Annotated in this window: 16 protein-coding genes; 8 read left to right on the top strand and 8 right to left on the bottom strand. The window is 65.4% G+C overall.

Annotated features, from left to right (window positions below; translation table 11 throughout):
- Positions 1–71: 71 nt before the first annotated feature.
- Positions 72–2,735 carry a helix-turn-helix transcriptional regulator gene (locus pbN1_RS01185; protein WP_169203510.1) on the top strand — a complete coding sequence of 888 codons (2,664 nt, stop codon included), beginning with the start codon at positions 72–74 and terminating at the stop codon, positions 2,733–2,735.
- A gap of 8 nt (positions 2,736–2,743) precedes the next feature.
- On the opposite strand, the gene pbN1_RS20660 is transcribed toward pbN1_RS01185, so the two are convergent.
- From pbN1_RS20660 to pbN1_RS21030, 3 genes are all read right to left on the bottom strand, one after another.
- Positions 2,744–3,187, bottom strand: a complete 444-nt coding sequence (locus pbN1_RS20660) for an AMP-binding enzyme (protein ID WP_244857097.1) — start codon at positions 3,185–3,187, stop codon at positions 2,744–2,746.
- Complete coding sequence (locus pbN1_RS20655; protein ID WP_244857096.1) at positions 3,184–3,432, bottom strand: AMP-binding protein; 249 nt, start codon at positions 3,430–3,432, stop codon at positions 3,184–3,186. Before pbN1_RS20655 ends, pbN1_RS20660 begins: the two co-directional genes overlap by 4 nt.
- Before the next feature lie 156 nt (positions 3,433–3,588).
- Complete coding sequence (locus tag pbN1_RS21030; protein WP_244857289.1) at positions 3,589–3,789, bottom strand: hypothetical protein; 201 nt, start codon at positions 3,787–3,789, stop codon at positions 3,589–3,591.
- A gap of 100 nt (positions 3,790–3,889) precedes the next feature.
- On the opposite strand from pbN1_RS21030, the gene pbN1_RS20640 reads away from it, so the two are divergent.
- Genes pbN1_RS20640 through pbN1_RS01160 form a run of 3 tightly spaced genes read left to right on the top strand, consistent with a single transcriptional unit; the run spans position 3,890 to position 6,766 of the window.
- Complete coding sequence (locus tag pbN1_RS20640; protein ID WP_280516170.1) at positions 3,890–5,263, top strand: 2-oxoacid:acceptor oxidoreductase family protein; 1,374 nt, start codon at positions 3,890–3,892, stop codon at positions 5,261–5,263.
- 16 nt (positions 5,264–5,279) lie between these two features.
- Entirely contained in the window at positions 5,280–5,927 is a 648-nt protein-coding gene (locus pbN1_RS01165; protein ID WP_244857095.1) for a vWA domain-containing protein, read from the top strand.
- Between the two features lie 2 nt (positions 5,928–5,929).
- Positions 5,930–6,766, top strand: coding sequence for a Rossmann-like domain-containing protein (locus pbN1_RS01160; RefSeq protein ID WP_169204031.1), 837 nt, complete (start codon positions 5,930–5,932; stop codon positions 6,764–6,766).
- A 170-nt stretch (positions 6,767–6,936) separates the two neighbouring features.
- Here pbN1_RS01160 and pbN1_RS01155 read toward each other — a convergent pair whose 3' ends face one another.
- Together pbN1_RS01155 and pbN1_RS01150 are read right to left on the bottom strand one after the other, a co-directional pair.
- Entirely contained in the window at positions 6,937–7,164 is a 228-nt protein-coding gene (locus pbN1_RS01155; RefSeq protein ID WP_169204030.1) for a hypothetical protein, read from the bottom strand.
- 154 nt (positions 7,165–7,318) lie between these two features.
- Entirely contained in the window at positions 7,319–9,007 is a 1,689-nt protein-coding gene (locus tag pbN1_RS01150) for a methyl-accepting chemotaxis protein (RefSeq protein WP_169204029.1), read from the bottom strand.
- Positions 9,008–9,235: 228 nt separating this feature from the next.
- On the opposite strand from pbN1_RS01150, the gene pbN1_RS20635 reads away from it, so the two are divergent.
- Entirely contained in the window at positions 9,236–10,087 is an 852-nt protein-coding gene (locus pbN1_RS20635; RefSeq protein ID WP_244857094.1) for a BadF/BadG/BcrA/BcrD ATPase family protein, read from the top strand.
- Positions 10,088–10,113: 26 nt separating this feature from the next.
- Positions 10,114–10,281, top strand: a complete 168-nt coding sequence (locus pbN1_RS20630) for a helix-turn-helix transcriptional regulator (RefSeq protein ID WP_244857093.1) — start codon at positions 10,114–10,116, stop codon at positions 10,279–10,281.
- Between the two features lie 86 nt (positions 10,282–10,367).
- Here pbN1_RS20630 and pbN1_RS01135 read toward each other — a convergent pair whose 3' ends face one another.
- From pbN1_RS01135 to pbN1_RS01125, 3 genes are all read right to left on the bottom strand, one after another.
- Positions 10,368–12,026: a long-chain-fatty-acid--CoA ligase gene (locus pbN1_RS01135; protein ID WP_169204028.1), complete on the bottom strand. Its 1,659-nt coding sequence runs from the start codon at positions 12,024–12,026 to the stop codon at positions 10,368–10,370.
- Positions 12,027–12,083: 57 nt separating this feature from the next.
- A complete protein-coding gene (locus pbN1_RS01130) occupies positions 12,084–13,112 on the bottom strand; it encodes a universal stress protein (RefSeq protein ID WP_169204027.1) in 1,029 nt (342 codons plus the stop codon).
- 223 nt (positions 13,113–13,335) lie between these two features.
- Entirely contained in the window at positions 13,336–13,500 is a 165-nt protein-coding gene (locus pbN1_RS01125; protein WP_169204033.1) for an EAL domain-containing protein, read from the bottom strand.
- Positions 13,501–13,942: 442 nt separating this feature from the next.
- Here pbN1_RS01125 and pbN1_RS01120 point away from each other — a divergent pair, with 442 nt between their 5' ends.
- Positions 13,943–15,643, top strand: coding sequence for a DUF1302 domain-containing protein (locus tag pbN1_RS01120; protein WP_244857092.1), 1,701 nt, complete (start codon positions 13,943–13,945; stop codon positions 15,641–15,643).
- A gap of 13 nt (positions 15,644–15,656) precedes the next feature.
- Positions 15,657–17,006 (top strand): DUF1329 domain-containing protein, encoded by a 1,350-nt coding sequence (locus pbN1_RS01115; RefSeq protein ID WP_210147627.1) that lies wholly within the window; start codon positions 15,657–15,659, stop codon positions 17,004–17,006.
- The last annotated feature ends 48 nt before the right edge of the window (positions 17,007–17,054 follow it).

Below are 17,054 nucleotides of genomic sequence, written 5' to 3'. Positions count from 1 at the left end.
ATTCCGTTTCGTCACCGACTGCGATAGTCTCTACCTCCCCTGTCCGGCGAGCCTCTGCGCGCACCTGCGGAATGACAACTGAAACGGCGAATCCCGAATTCGTTCTGAAGAGCACGCCGCCGCGCATGCCCAAGGAGCAACTGCTGCGAGGCCGTCTCAGCTGGGACAGTGAGGAGCTCCGGCACAAGACGATCATCGAGGTCATTGCTCCCGCAGGCTTCGGCAAGACATCCCTGCTCGGTCAGTGGCGGCGCGAGGCCCTGAACCTTGGCGCGCTCGTCGCGTGGCTGACGCTCGACGAGCGGGACGACGTCGCCCGCTTCACTGGCGGTCTTGCGTATTCGATGAGGGTGGCGAGCGGACGGCCGACGTTCGAGCGGGCCGTCGCACAGCTGATCCGCCAGGGCAGCAGCGACTTCGAAGGCCTGACGGCGTGGCTCGCCGAAGTCGCCAATCTCGGTGCCGAGACGGTGCTGATCCTCGATGAGGCGCAGGCAGCCACGGATGCCGTCCAGCAGTCGCTGCTCTATCTGATCCTCAACGCGCCGCCGAATCTCCGCGTCGTCCTCGCTTCGCGCAAGGCGTTGCAGCTTCCGCTCTCGAGCTTTCTGGCGCGGGGCCTGTATGCCTCCGTCGGCGCGGACCGGCTGCGCTTTACGCGGCAGGAAACGGCCGAGATCCTGAAGGCACGGTTCAAGGATCGGATCGACGCCGAGTCCTGCATGCGTCTGCACGAGAAGGCCGCCGGCTGGCCACTGGGGCTCCAACTGGCGATGGTGGCCATCGAACGCGAGGCCGATCTGAACGCGGCGATCGCGACGATGGATGCGGCGACGGGCGATCTCGAACGCTATTTCCTCGAGGGCCTGCTGCGGGATCTGGAGCCGCGCCTCGTCGAATTCCTCGTTCGCATCTCGATCCTCGACGCCTTGCAGGTCGAGCTGTGCGCGTTCGTTACCGGGTACGAGGATGCTCCCGCGGTGTTGGCGCGCCTGCGTGATTCACTGCCGATCTTCGCAGACGGACTCATCACCGATTGGATCCGGTTTCACCCGATGGTGCGCGAATTTCTCGCCGGACAGTTGCGCAAGCGTCCCGACGGCGAGCGGCAGGCTCTGCACGCGCGGGCGGCGCGCTGGTTGGCCGACCATGGCATGCGCGAGTCGGCGGCGGACCAGGCGCTCGCGGCGGGCGAGCACGCGCTGGCATACGGCCTGATCAGCGAATGCATCTACGGTGCCGCGCTCGAAGGCGACCATGTCCGCCTGATGTACTGGCTGGAGCGCATGCCACCCGAAGAACTCGAGCGCCATCCACGCACACTGCTCGGTGCCGCCTGGGTGCTTGCGCTGAGCGAGCGGCACCAGGAGGCGACCCGGCTGATCGAGAAGATACGCGGAAACTTCGCCGCCCCCGTGGAAGAACGTTTCGAGAGCGCTCTGATCAGCAGTTCGGCGGCGTATTTCGCCGATCGGATCGACGAGGTGGAGAGCATTCTTGCGCCATGGGAGGGGCATGATGACTCGGCGTCGCCGCCCCTGAAGGCGATCTACGCCAATTGCACGGCGATTGCCCAGATCTACCGCGGCAATCCGGAGCGGGCGCGCCATCTGATCCGGGCGGCTTACGTGGACGTGCCCGCCGGACTGCATGGGGTGCGCGGCTGGGCCGAGTGGGGGATCGGCTTCAGCTACCTGTGGGAGGGGCACGTGCAGCTCGCACAGGAGTGGCTCACGGAACCCTGCCGTCGGGCGGACGACGCAATCGGACGCCGCAATGGTGTGAGCGCGATGCTGGCCTCGGCATTGGCGATGGCGCACTGGGAGATGGGCGATACAGATGCGGCGGAGGACGTGCTGCTTGGACGGCTGGACGTGCTCGAGCACGTCTCGGCGCCGGAGGCGATTGTCATGGGCTACCAGGTTGCGGCCCGGCTTGCGCGCATGAAGGGGCAGGATCGACGTGCGCTCGATCTGCTCGACAACCTCTATGCGCTCGGCGAGGTCCGCAAGATGCCGCGTTATCGCGTCGCCAGCCTGTTCGAACAGGCGCGCATGCACATGATGCAGGGGCGCGCGCGGTCCTGTCTCGATGCCTGTGAGCGCCTCGAAGCGATGGCGCCCGAACTGGAGACGAATACCCTACTTGGGCGCCTGCTGTTGCTGCGCATGGGTCTGGCCCGCGGTTACGGTGCGATCGCTAGCGGTGAGTGGGAAAGGGCCCTGGCGATCCTCGAACCCCTGCACGAAGAAACGGAGAAGCTGCGGCGCGGACGGGAAGGTGTGGAGACCAAGTTCCTCATCGCGCTTGCGCGCCGGCATCGCGGCCTGGAATGGAAGACCCGGCTGGACGAGGCGGTTGGCGTCGCGGATATCTTCGGGATGCGGCGCGCGCTCAATTATCTGCAGCCGTTGGTCGCCGAGTGGGAAAGCGAGGAGGTAGCCGGCGACGAACTCGTGCCGGAGCGTGCGCCTGTTCCGCAGCGGCGGACGGCAGCTCCCCCCGCCCATGCGGCGGTCGCCAGAACGGGCGGGCTACTGACCGCGAAGGAAGAAGAGATTCTTCAATTGCTCGGGCGCAATCTGTCGAACAAGCAGATCGCAAGTGCCTTGAGCATCAGCGACGAGACCGTCAAGTGGCACGTCAAGAATCTGTTCGTCAAATTCAATGCGGGCTCGCGACGGCACGTGGTCGACCGCGCCCGGATGCTGGGTATCCTCAACGATCCGTATTGAGGCGGCGGTCAGACGACGGGAGCGGCGATCTCCGCTGGCCAGGGGTGTGCGGCGAACATTTCGCGTAACTGCCCCTTGCGCACCTTGCCGGTGGCGGTATGCGGAATGTGCTCGACAAACGCCACGTCGTCCGGCAGCCAGCGCCGGTCGAGCCGTTGTGCGAGGTAGTCGAGCAGTTCCTCCCGGCTCACCTCGCAGCTGCTTCGCCTCAACACGACCAGGAGCCGGCGGGAGCGCTGCTGTGTGCCGGGAAGCGCGATCAGTGCCGCCTCGAACACGCCGGGGTGGCCGACGGCGACCGCCTCGAGTTCGCCCGAGGACATCCATTCCCCGCCACTCTTGATCGCGTCCGCCGCCCGGTCCGTGACCCGTAGCCAGCCCTTACCGTCGATCGTCGCGATATCCCCGCTTGCGAAGAATCCGTCCGCGTCGAGCGGCGATGCCCCCGTCACCTTGAAATAACCGGCGGGGACCCACGGGCCGTGCAGGCGCAGGTGACGCGTTCATCTCGCATCAGTTCGTACAGGCTCCTGCCGTCGTTGGCCGGCCCCGGCAGCACGAGTTTCATGCCGCACATCGCTGCTGCATAGGGCACGCCCCAGCCATTGACGTGAGACATCGGTGCCGCCAGCAGCGCGGCCTCGTTCGCGGAAAGCGCCATGCTGTCGGCTGCGCATATTGCGAACGCGTGCAGCACGGTCGAGCGGTGCGAGTACAGGACGCCCTTGGGCGTTCATGTCGTTCCCGCCGTGTACCACAGCGACGAGGCCGTGGTTTCATCGAGGGCCGGCCAGGTGAAGACTTCGTCGCTCCCGGCGATCAGGTCCTCATAACCCAGCTCTACTAACGGACATCAGGTGCTTGTATGAATACTCAAACCATGACGGTGGACGAGCCCGCGGCGTGCAGCCATCGTATGCAGAAAACCCGGCCGATAGAGGAAGTCGAAAGCGTCGTCATCCGCTTCGTCGGCGATTCCGGCGACGGCATGCAGCTCACCGGCAACGAGTTTTCGAAGGCCGTTGCCAGGGCCGGCCATGATTTCGCGACGCACCCGGATTACCCGTCAGAAATCCGCGCCCCGACCGGCACGCTGTTCGGCGTCTCCGGCTATCAGATCCAGTTCTCCTCCGGGCAGGTGTTCACCTCCGGGGATGCCCCCGATTCTGGAGAAGGCGGGTTATCAGAGCAATCCGCTCGAAGACGGGACGCTCACCGACTTCCGCCTCTACACGATCGACATCTCGGAGCTGACGGCGCAGGCCCTGAAGGACATGGGGATCTCGAAGAAGGAAATCGGCCGCTGCAAGAACTACTACGCACTCGGCCTGATGCTGTGCCTGTACAGCCGGCCGCTGGAATCCGAGGAAGGCAACATCCGCGCGAAATTCGCGAAGAAGCCCGAAATCGCCGAGGCGAACGTGATCGCCTTGCGCGCGGCCTACGGCGGCGTGCTGGGCCTGACCACCACGTCCGGCCCCGGCATGGCTTTGAAGACCGAGGCGCTGGGCCTCGCCGTCATGCTGGAATTGCCGCTGGTGATCACCAACGTGCAGCGCGGCGGCCCCTCGACCGGTTTGCCGACCAAAGTCGAGCAGTCCGACCTCTTGCAGGCAGTGTATGGGCGTAACGGCGAATGCCCGATCCCCGTGATCGCCGCCCGCTCGCCGGCCGACTGCTTCGACTGCGCGATCGAGGCGTTCCGCATCGCCGTCAAATACATGACACCGGTGATCTTCCTGTCCGACGGCGGCATCGGCAACGCGGCCGAGCCGTGGCGGATTCCGGATCCGGCGCGCCTGTCGCCGCTGGCGGTCAAGTTCCGCACCGATCCGGAGGGCTTCCAGCCGTATGCGCGCGATGAGAATCTGGCGCGCGCCTGGGTACGGCCCGGCACGCCGGGCATGGAGCATCGCGTCGGGGGGCTCGAGAAGAATTTCCTGACCGGCAACATCTCCCACGACCCGATCAACCATGAGCGCATGGTCGACGTGCGCGCGGCCAAGGTGGCCGGCATCGCGAAGGACATTCCGCCGCTCATGGTGGAGGGGCCTGGCAGCGGCGATCTGCTGATCGTCGGCTGGGGCAGCACCTACGGGTCGATCGTTCAGGCGCGCGAGAAGGCTGCGCTGGCCGGCAAGTCGGTGGCGCATGTGCATCTGCGCCACCTCAACCCGCTACCCCACGATCTCGGCGACATCATGTCCCGCTACAGGGAACATCCGAATATGACCGCTTTATTCAAAGGCAGCTGCCTGGCTATCTACCTGCTGGCGCTTGTCGGCATTTTCATCGACCTTCCGGCCGGTGTCGCGGCTCCGGTGCAGTACGGCGCCGTGATCCTGCTCGGGGCTCACGTGCTCGAAATTTTCGTGGCCTTCAAGAGCATCAGGCTCTATCGGGGATCGCTCGTGGTCAGCATCGTGCTGACCGTATTGTTCGGGTTCCTGCACTGGATGCCGCTCGCAAGGGCAAAACGCAGGACCGGCTCCCCGAAGGCAGCTCGAGGCTCACGGCTCGGAGCGTGAGCAGGGGCCGCTGCTCGTGTGCGTCGATACCTCGGGTTCGATGCAGGGCGGGGCGGAGGCGGTCGCAAAGGCGGTCGTTCTCGAAGCGGCGCGGGCCGCGCATCGTCAGCGGCGCCCTTGTCATGTCTTCTGTTTCGGCGGCCCGGACGAGATCGTCGAACTCGAAATGTCCTTCGACGCACAGGGCGTCGAACGCTTGACGCGCTTCCTCGCCCAGAGCTTCCGCGGCGGCACCGACATCTGCGGACCCCTCGAAAAAGCGCTTGCGCGCCTCGCCGACGATCGCTGGCAACTCGCCGACCTCCTGATCGTCTCCAACGGCGAGTATGGGGCCACGCGGGAAACCGCGGCTGCGGTCGAGCGCACGGAGGACGAGCAGGGTCTGCGCGTGCAGGGTATCCTGATCGGCGACCGTGAAACGATCGGCTTCCTGGAAGTCGCCGACGACATCTGCTGGCTGCGCGACTGGCGCCACTTCGGCGGTTCGACGGCCGACTCCCCGGTGCATTCGAAGAGCCTGACTGCGACGTATTTCCCGGGCGCGCTGCGCTCGCCGGAGAACCGCGCGGCGACGGTGGTCTGGGGGACGAGAGGAACAGGGACGGCTGACAGCATTTCCGTGCTGCTTGGGCGCCAACTGCACACGAGACCGATAACGAGTTGATCATGAGCATCGCTACCGAACTGATTGCGCTTCTCGAACGTTTCGCCGCCCGTTCGGCGTTGCCGCGCGTCCGCGCGCTGCACGTGCCTCCGCCATCCGCGGCGGGCACGAAGAGCGGCGAATTCTGCGCGCTCGAACTGGAAGACGGCAGCATCGGCTTGAGCTACGTGCTGCTCGGCGACACGCTCGTCTCGCTCGCTGCGGACCCTGAGTTCGCGACACTCGCGGGTAGCGACAGTCTCGCGGTGGCGCGCTGGTACGCGAGCGCGTCGGGTGCCAAGCGGACGGTCGGCTTCGCGGCCGTGAACGCCCTGACCCGCTGCCTGTTCGAGCGTGCCGGCTTCATTCCCGATGCGGCCGCGGATTCGATCGGACTCCTCGATCCGCAGCCCGGCGAGCACATCGGGATGATCGGCTTCTTCTCGCCGCTGGTGCCGCGCATCGTGGCCGCCGGCGCCCACCTCACCATCGCCGAACTCGATCCCACGTTTGCAGGTGAAGCGGCCGGTTACCGCGTTACCCTCGATCCGGCCGAACTCGCGAGCTGCGACAAGGTGCTGTCCACCAGCACCGTCCTGCTCAACGATACGCTGGATGCGGTCTTGGCGAACTGCCGGTCGGCACGGTATTTCGCGATGGTCGGCCCGGGAGCCGGTTGCCTGCCGGATCCGTTGTTCGCGCGCGGCGTAACGCTGCTGGGCGGCCACTGGATCAGCGATGTGGAAGGTTTCGTCGATGCCCTGGCGGGTGGCAAGCCCTGGGGGTCACACGGGCGCAAATTTGCGCTGCCGCGGGAGGAATATCCGGGCGTCACCGCGTTGCTCGACCGCCTCGCATAGTCGCATCCCGACGCCGACTGGCGGTGCTCACGCGATCGTAGCGGTCCGCGCCGAGGGTCGCGGCGATGGTCAGTTCGCGGACCATCTCGATCTCGATGAAGGCAATGACCAGAAAACCGATTCAGGGTGCGGAAGGTCGGGGTGAGGGCTTCGGTCGGCTCCCCGACCGGTCAGCGCAAGTGGTTCCAGATCAACTCGATACTCGGCCGCGTGATGGGAAAGGGCTCGGGAGATGGCTGAACCGCTACCTCGGCGGCTATTCGCGCGGTGTCGCCGGGCTGACCGTTCGCGGGCTTGGGCGCGCTCCGATTCGGAATCTCGAACAGCGATGCCGCGAGCAGGGCGGCCGCAATGGCCAGGTGGATCGGGAGGCCTGATGGGGTGTTCCGTTCGAACATGCTCGCCTCCTCCTCGCGTTCTTGCCATGAGTCAAATTACGCCTGTGGAGGAGGACTTTCTCCCCCCCAGCTAGAGGAGGGTGCGGGGTAGGGCAGAGCCCCGAGTCGGGTATGAGCCGGCAGTTTATTTTCGTGCACGGCGAAAGATAGTTGCTCATACCTTGAAGCGATTGGCGGACGCGCGCAGGGCCCCGGCCAGACCGCTCAGATCGCCGGCAATGACAGCGGTTTCGTTGGCGGCGTTGCAGTTGCCTTCGCTCATCTGCGCCACGACCTCCACACGGCGGGCGACTTCCTCGGCCGCGCTGCCCTGCTCATGGAGGGCGGCCGATATCTCGTTGATGGCGTCCGATACCTGTGTGGCGTCGGCGTGGATGCCGTTCATGCGACCGGCCGCCTGATCCGACAGATCCTTGCCGGCGCTCACTTTCGCCGTCACCGACCCCATGCCGGTCACCGCATTGCGGGCCGAGGTCTGCATAGCCTGAACCATCCGCGTGATCTCCTCGGTGGAGCGGGTCGTGCGCTCGGCCAGCTTGCGCACTTCATCGGCGACCACCGCGAAGCCGCGGCCCTGTTCGCCGGCCCGCGCAGCCTCGATGGCCGCGTTCAGCGCCAGCAGGTTGGTCTGGTCCGCCAGATCGTCGATGACCCGGATGACGTGAGAAATCTGCTCGGACTGCCGGCCAAGCTCGCCGATGGTGTCTGCAGCGTGGCCGATAGAATCGGCGATGAGGTCCATCTCGCCGGCGCTGCGGGCGATGATGTCCTTGCCCTGTTCCGCCCCCGCGCCGGCGTCGCGGGCCCGCGACCGGGCGTCGCTGGCGCTCCCCGCGATGTGCTGGATGCTGGTGGTCATCTCCTCGATGGCCGCCGCCATGGCCGCCGCCTCGCCGCTTTGCGTCGACGAGGCTTCCGACATCCGCCGGGCGGCGCCCAGCGTGTGCTGCGCCGCCTCCGAAATCTTCTCGGCGTTTTTCAGCACCTCGTGCAGCGAGGCCTGCATCTTGGCGACCAGTACATTGAACGCCAGGGCCGTCTGCGCCGCCTCGTCCTTGCCCTTGACCGCGATGCGCGCCGTGAAGTCGTCGCTCGCCGCCACGTGGGCGATGGCTTGGCGCATCCGCTCCAGGGAACCCACGACATCGCGCACGATCAGCCAGGCCAGGGCTGCCAGGCCAACGATGGCGCCGGCGACGATGGCGCCGATGATGCCCATTGCCGTCGCCTTGGCGAGCTCGCCGTTCTTGCGCGTCTCTTCGGAGGCCGCGTGGTTGAGTTCGAGGAGCTTGTCGAGGTGGTCAGCCACCTTTCTGGTGCTGTGCAGCCAGTCGTCCTCCTGGAAGCTCAGGGTACTCAGCTCGTTCGGCACCCGGTTCCAGTCGTCGAGGGTTGCCAACAGCTTCAGATGTCGGTGAAACGCCTCGGTGGTTTCCTCGTGGGCTTTCCAGTCGGCCTGGAAGGCCTGCCACAGGGCGTCCTCCGCAGCGGTCTTGGGCAGGCGCGCATAGGCCTCGTAGGACTGTTCGGCCTTCTGGTGGAGCTCCTGCTTCTTGCCGAGGGCGTACGCATAGAAACCATTCACTTCCTGCAGTGCGTCGCCCTTGTCGGCCAGGGCATCGAACTTGGCGAACTCCGCGCGGACGCTTTCGCTGGCCGAATTCAGCTGCGCCAGCCGGATGCCCGTCAGGACGTTGGCGGTCCACATGCGTGCGCTGACCGTGTCCAGCGAGTTACCGAGCCGCACGACCCCGAACCAGCCGGTGGCGCCCACCAGTCCGAGAATGGCCAGGGACGACAAGGCCAGCAAGACCAGTTTGCCTTTGATGGTGAAGCGATCCATGTTTTTCCTTTCATCCTGGGTCGTTGCCGAGCGAATCGGTGCAAGGAGCCGTGCGGCCGTTGACAAGTGTCCTTGCCGGAGTGTGGCAATGACCATGATGAGCATGGGTATGCGGTGGGGGCACCCCCCTCGTCTGGGGGGATGATCATTGCGCTCGCCGGTCATTGACGAAAGGGCAGCTCGAAAACCCTGCCGCGCGGCCGGATTGCTGCGTTGCGCGGTGCTCGGATGCTCGCCTATCGATTTGATATGTCTCGCGTCCCGTGTTCCGTGCGCCTTGCACTCCAGCCGCCCGCGACGGCTTTCGAGCTGCCCGGAAGCCTGCAGGATACGGCCAAGGAACTGCTGGAAGAGCTGTACGAAAACGCCAATATCACGATGGAAGACATCGATTTCATCGTCGGTACGGGCTACGGCCGGATCGCGCTGAAATTCGACACGGTGCCCAGTGAGATCCTCACCGAGATCTCCTGCCACGCCATGGGCGCCCACTACCTGAACGCCGGCACCCGCACCATCATCGACATCGGCGGCCAGGACGCCAAGGCCATCCAGGTCGATCCGGAAACCGGCAAGGTGGTCAAGTTCCGCATGAACGACAAGTGCGCGGCGGGCAAGAGCGTCATCGGCCACTTCCGCACCAAGGACCCGTTTCACGACGCTCTCGACCAGGTGGTCACCTTCTACACCTGCGACACGATGCGCGCGACTTCCAACGCGATCAACCACTATTTCAAGCCGTCCTACGGCTACGTGGTGCCGCGGACGAGCGATAACCCCTGCACGACGAGACCGACAAGCTGCGCCGCGGGCGGGAAGGCGTGGAGGCCAAGTTCCTCCTCGCGCTCGTACGCAGGCGTCGTGGTCTGGAATGGCGATCCCGGCTGGACGAGGCGGTGGGCCTCGCCGAAGTCTTCGGAATGCGACGCGCGCTCGAGGACCTGCGGCCGTTGGCGTTCGAGGGAGACGGTGAGGATGCGGTCGCGAAGGAGATCGTCCCCGAAAGTCCTCCTGTTCCGCCGCGCAGGCCCACCGTTCCCCCCACCAATGCGAATGCGGTCCGGACGGGGGGGCTGCTGACCGCGAAGGAGGAAGAGATTCTTCAGTTGCTCGGGCGCAATCTGTCGAACAAACAGATCGCGAGCGCCCTGAGCATCAGCGACGAGACCGTCAAATGGCACGTCAAGAATCTTTTTGTCAAGTTCAGCGCGGGTTCGCGACGGCACGTGGTCGACCGCGCCCGTATGCTCGGCATCCTCAACGATCCCTACTGAGCCCCCCAGGAAACGGCTTTGCCGTTTCCGCCCCCCGAGGGGGGCAAGAAAACTTGGGACGGCCCGGCGTTTTCTTGAGCCCCCCGTCAGATGGTCGGGACTGCGCGGTCCGTCGGCCAGCTGTGATTGGCGAACATCTCCCGCAACTGCCCCTTGCGCACCTTTCCGGTCGCCGTATGCGGAAGATGCTCCACGAAGGCCACGTCGTCCGGTAACCAGCACCGGTCGAGCCTGGCTGCAAGGTATTCGAGCATGTCCTCCCGGCTCAATTCGAAATCGGTTCTCTTCAGAACAACCAGAAGCCGACGCTCGCGCGATGGTGCGCAGGCAAGCGCGATGACCGCGGCCTCGAAAACCCCTGGGTGGGCCACTGCGAGCGTTTCGAGTTCGCCCGAAGACATCCATTCGTCGCCGTATCTGATCGCATCGGCGGCTCGGTCGGTGACCTGCAGATAGCCATCCTGGTCGATCGTTGCGATATCGCCGGTATCGAAGAATCCGTCCGCGTCGAGCAGCGACGCGTCCGTCGATCCGAAGTAACCGGCGGCGACCCAAGGGCCCCGCAAGAGCAAGTGGCCCTTCGTCTGCCCATCGTGCGGCAGCTTCCGGCCGGCGTCGTCGACGATGCGCATTTCGATGCCGAACGGCGAGCGGCCCTGCGTGGTTCCCGGCGCTGCCGCCGGATTCCCCGACGCACCGGCATGCTTCGGAAGGGGGGCGCAAACGGCGCCGATCGGCGAGGTTTCCGTCATCCCCCAGACCTGCGTGACGGTAGCGCCGAACCTCGACGCGAATTGGTCCGTCAGCTCGCTGCCCAACGGAGCTCCGCCGACGATGACCCGCCGCAGACAAAGGTCCTTCCTGGGATTTCGATGCGTGGCATCGGCATGGGCGAATACCGGCTCCCAGACATTGGGAGCGCCGAGCGCGAGGGTCGCCCGTTCATCGCGCATCAGGCTGTACAGGCTCCTGCCATCATTGGCCGGCCCCGGCAGCACGAGCTTCATGCCGCACATCGCCGCCGCGTAGGGAACGCCCCAGGCGCTGACGTGGAACATCGGCGTCGCAAGCAACGCGACCTCATTGGCCGAAAGGGCCATGCTGTCGGCCGCGCATAGCGCGAAGGCGTGCAGCAGAGTCGATCGATGCGAATACAGGACCCCCTTGGGCGTTCCCGTGGTTCCGCCGGTGTAGCACAGCGACGAGGCCGAGGTTTCATCGAAGGTAGGCCATGCGAAGTCTTTGCCGCGGTCGGCGATCAGGTCTTCGTAACACAGCAGATTCGGAATGTCGCTCAGTGGAAGGTTCTTGCGGTCGGTCATCGCCACGAAGTGCTCGACCGTCCTGAGGAGTGGCGCCAGGCGTTCCACCAGCGGCGCAAAGGTGACGTCGAAGAACAGGAGCCGGTCTTCGGCGTGATTGACGACGTATTCGAGCTGCTCCGGGAATTGCCGCGGATGAATGGTATGAAGAACGGCGCCGATGCCGGATACGCCGTAGTACATCTCCATATGACGATATCCATTCCACGCCAGGGTCCCGATTCGTTCACCGGGCCCGACGCCGAGGCCGAGCAGTGCCGTCGCGAGTCCTTTCGACCGTCGGCCGACGTCCTGGTAGGTGCAGCGATTGATCGTCCCTTCCGCCGTCCGCGAAACGATTTCCGCATCGGGGTGACACCTTGCCGCATGTTCGATCAGAGAAGATACCAGCAGGGGGGCATCCTGCATGAGTCCCTTGAGCATCGGCTGACTCCCGAGCACGCCTGGATTTCACGCAACGCTGTGCCGCACGAAATTCGGCTATTTGTCCGCTGCGTTCCAGGGGGCGAGATTCACGATGCGCGAGAAGATGCGGCGGAATTCCGTCCTGCTGTTTCGGCTGAAACGCGGATCGCCGTTATCCGAAAACGCCGTATTGATCCCTTCCCAGTCCTCGGGCGTCAGATGGCACAGGGTCGCGGGCAGAATTACCCGTTCGACGCGTTCCATGTGCTGCCAGAGGGATTGTTCGTAGCGAGTCGCCGTGTCCTTTGTCTCGACAAGGTCGCCCTTGTCGACGAGAAGTCGTTCGACCGATGCTGCGAGTTCGCCGACCAGTCGCCGGTCATGTTCATACCTCTGACCAAGCTCCGCGAGTTCCGCGTCGTAGCGCGACGATCTCGCCTGCAGTTTGGGCAGGAGGTATTCCTCTTCCTTCGGGTGATGCTGGGTCGTCGAAAACCCCTCGATGTAGTGCATCATCAGGCGCAGGAGTTCAGCTTGAGGCGCCACGTGCAAGTCCTGTCCGCTGTCGAGCAGATTCAGCAGCGCGTGGAGCACGGCGGCGAGCGAACGGTGCTCCTCGCGAATGACGTCTGTCGCTTGCGACGGCGCGCCCGGGTTGGACGTCGAGGCAACGAGCATCGGCATGCCGGCATTGACCAGGACCTTCAGCGTCTGTGATCCCAGCATCATGCCGATGCTGCTGCGTCGGCCGTGTGAGGCCATGTAGATCAGATCGCAGTCGGCTTCGCGTGCCGCGGCGATGATTGCGCGCGATGGCGAATTGCTGACGGCAGTCGACGAACCGCAAGGAACGCCGAAAGCGCGCGCTGCGGCCTCGGCCTGCGCGAGGAGTTCGCGCACGCGGCCCTCGAAGGCATAGGCGAACTTTTCCGGCGACGTGAGGCGGACGATTTCGGCTTCGCCGTCGAGCGCCGCCGCATAGTCCGCCTGGGCGTGAAAGAAGGTGATGCGGGCGCCGAGGGTGCGGGCGAATTCGACCGCATTGCTGCAGATTTCCGTCGAGAGGTCGGTACCGTCGATGGGCACGAGAAGGTGGCGATACATGGTGACTCCTGGAAGCTGGGCGAATCGGGTTCTCGAGGCGTACCCGTTTCAGACGGACGTCAAGTAGCCGTCCGCGACCCGGGAATTGCATCCGGCTCTCCGTCGACGGGAGATGATTCGCGGCCGATTCTAGTCCCGTCGGAATGCCCTGCCACCCCCTCGGCAAAGGGGGGCGTCGCGGGTTCGCGGGCACCTGCGCAAGCGCCGACGGGATCTGCCAGACTTAGTGCTGCGCATGCCAACAGGATTCACTTTCCCATTTGGCGAACTCTCCTGCGGGAATGGGCCTGCTGATGAAATAGCCTTGTGCGGTGTCGCAGCCCAGCGCGGTCAAACGGTCCCATACCGCTCTGCTCTCGACGCCTTCGGCAATGACCTTGAGGTCCAGGTTGTGCCCCGGTCGGCATTGCCTGACGTTTCATGGTTCGGCCCTCGATGTCGCGCGACGCCTTTTCAATCCGCTCGTGCATTACATTATTGTGGCGCGGCTCGAGCTGCAGTGCGAACCCACGAATTGGACAATGTCCCAAGACGGCGATTCGTATCCACGACTATAAATAAGAAATCGCCTCTTCGTTCCAACTATAAAAACGGCGCTGCGCGGCGATGAAATTCTCGCGGTCGTCGCCTCAATTCCCAACTGCTGTTTCACGAAGCAATGAGAAACCGGCGCGCACGCGTCGGGTCTTGCTTGGTGCTCTTTACCCCTCTTCGCAGGGGGGTGAAAGAGCTTCCGGCGATGCGCACAATGAATCGCATCCGGTGGGCAGGTGCCGGAGCAGGCGAAATTGATCAAGCCAACGATAAAAGAGGGGCTGAAGGCGATGGAGATGAGCAGACAAGGGGAGGGCGTTGCGCGTGGGCGCATCGCGGTCGCGGTAGCCGCAGCGCTGCTGGCGATGGGCGGCAACGCGGTGGCGTTCGAGTTCGACACTGGCAGCGCTGAGCTGCAGGTGCGCTGGGACAACACGGTGCGCTACAACATTGCGACGCGCGTCGAGCGCCGCGACGACAAGTTCGGCCGCTCGGCGGTCACCGACGAAGGCACGTACAGCTTCGACAACGGCGACTTCGTCGCCAACCGCTTCGACCTGCTGTCCGAACTCGACGTGGTGTACCAGGGCAAGACCGGCTTTCGCGTCAGCGCCACCGGCTGGTACGACGCGGCCTATGACGACGACAGCCGCTCGAACCCGAATGCGCCGCTCGTGAACATCCCGAGCTACGAGGGTCACCAGTACAGCCGCTACACCAAGCGGCTCTACCACGGCCCGTCGGGGGAGCTCCTTGACGCGTTCGCGTTCGCCAACTTCGACGCGGGCGAGGTGCCGGTGCGGTTGAAGGCGGGCCGGCACTCGGTGTTCTGGGGCGAGTCGCTGTTCCTCGGCGGCGCGCTGCACAGCGTCTCCTATGCGCAGATGCCGCTCGACCTGCAAAAGGGCTTCGCCACCCCTGGGGTCGAAGCCAAGGAGCTCTTCCGCCCGCTCAACCAGCTCTCGGCCCAGGCGCAGGTCACCGACACGCTGTCGGTCGCCGCGCAGTACTTCCTGCAGTGGGAGGCCTACCGCTACCCCGAAGGCGGCACCTACCTCGGCCCGGTCGACTTCGCCTTCAACGGCCCGGACCGCCAGTTCCTCAGCCCGGCGCTCGGCTTCGCGACCAACGGCGATGCGCTCGAGCCGAAGGACCGCGGCGAATACGGCGTGTCGCTGCGCTGGGCCCCCGAGGCGCTCGACGGCACGCTCGGCTTCTACTACCGGCGCTACGCCGACAAGCTGCCGCAGACCTTGCTCACGCGGGTCGGCCCCGGCGTCTCCCGGTACAACCTGATCTACGCCGACGACATCGACCTGTTCGGCGTCAGCCTGGCGAAGAACATCGGCGGCGTGAGCGTCGGCGCCGAGCTCTCGTACCGGCGCAACACGCCGCTCAACGCGCAGGTGCTCGGCATCTCGGCGACGGGGCTCCCGGACCGCGGCGACACCAGCGGCCCGCGCGGCGACACCTTCCACGGCCTCGTGAACGTGCTCGGCCTGATCCCCGACACGCCGCTCTTCGACCAGGCGAGCTGGGCCGCCGAGCTCACGTGGAGCCGCTGGGACAAGGTTCGTAGCGGCGAGAACCTCTTCAACGCGGTGGGCTTCGCACCGTGCGAGGCCAACGGCACGACGCGCCCGCGCGACCTCGACAAGTGGGACGGCTGCACGACGAAGGACTTCTGGGGCCTTGGCGTCGCCTTCACGCCGACCTGGTACCAGGTGATGCCGGGCGTCGATCTGTCGGCGCCGATGACGATGTCGCTGGGTCTGTCCGGCAACGCCGCGACGGTGTTCGGCGGCAACGAAGGCAACGGCAACTACAGCGTGGGCCTCTCGGCCGACGTGTTCCAGAAGTACCGCATCGACCTGAAGTACATCGACTACTTCGGCAAGTACCGCGACAACGGCACCGCCGTGACGACACAAAACGGCTTCACCACGCTGCTGAAGGATCGCGGCTTCGTGAGCCTGACGCTGAAGACGACCTTCTAAGGAGGAGGACCCCATGAAATTCACGAAAGCACTGCTGCCGGCGGCGCTCGCGCTGGCCCTGAGCGGGGCGGCCCTGGCCGCGATCACGCCCGAAGAGGCGAAGAAGCTCGGCACCACGCTCACTGCGGTCGGCGCCGAGCGCGCCGGCAACCAGGACGGCACCATCCCCGAATACACCGGCGGGCTCACCACGCCCCCGGCGGGCTTCAAGCCGGGCGACGGCATCCGCCCGAACCCCTTCGGCGCCGAGAAGCCGCGGCTCGTGATCGACGCCAAGAACATGGCGCAGCACGCCGACAAGCTCACCGAAGGGACCAAGGCGCTGTTGCAGAAGTATCCGAGCTTCCGCGTGGACGTCTATCCGACGCACCGCAGCGTCGCCTTCCCCAAGTTCATCGCCGACAACACCGCGAAGATCGCGACGCAGGCCAAGACCCACAACGACGGGCGCTCGATCGAAGGCGCGCACGCGGGCTTCCCCTTCCCGATCCCCAAGACCGGCTATGAAGCGATGTGGAACCACCTGGTGCGCTACAACGGCCAGGCCTACGAGGTGAAGTACCGCAACCTCAACGTCGACGCGAGCGGGCGCACGACGCTCGCCACCGAAGGCATGAACGTCCAGGAGTTCCCGTTCTGGGATGCGAGCAAGACTTCGGCCGAGACCTACTGGCGCATCAAGAACACCTACACGGGTCCGGCGCGGCGCGCGGGCGAGGCGCTCCTGATCGTCGATCCGCTCGACATCGGCACCAAGGACCGCCGTGCGTGGACCTACCTGCCGGGGCAGCGGCGCGTCAAGGTCGCCCCCGATCTCTCGCACGACACGCCCAACCCGGGCACGGCGGGGGGCAACACCTTCGACGACATCTTCATCTTCATCGGCTCGATGGAGCGCTTCGACTTCAAGCTCGTCGGCAAGAAGGAGATGATCGTGCCGTACAACGCCTACACCGCGGTGTATCAGGCCAAGCAGGACGCGCTCGTGAAGCCCAACCACCTCAACCCGGACCTGGTGCGCTGGGAGCTGCACCGCGTGTGGGTCGTCGAGGCGACGCTGCGCGAAGGCAAGCGCCACGTGTATAGCAAGCGCACCTTCTACCTCGACGAGGACTCGTGGGCGGCGCTCGCCTCCGACCAGTACGACGCCCGCGGCCAGCTCTACCGCGCCGGCTTCGCCTACATGGCCCCGAGCTACGACCTGCCGGCGCCCTACACCGACATGTTCGGCCACTACGACCTGGTCGCGGGCATCTACTCGCTGACCGGCTTCAGTGCCGAGACCGGCGGCATGCGCCAGACCAAGCCGCTCACCGATCGCGAGTGGTCGCCGGATTCGCTCGCCGGCGCGGGCATCCGCTGAAACCACAACAACAATGATTCGAGCCGGGCAGGGCGCTGTGCCGCCCGC

Origin of the sequence: Aromatoleum bremense (assembly GCF_017894365.1) — a bacterium.
GTDB classification, from domain to species: domain Bacteria; phylum Pseudomonadota; class Gammaproteobacteria; order Burkholderiales; family Rhodocyclaceae; genus Aromatoleum; species Aromatoleum bremense.
This window is presented reverse-complemented; position numbering and strand designations above follow the sequence as displayed.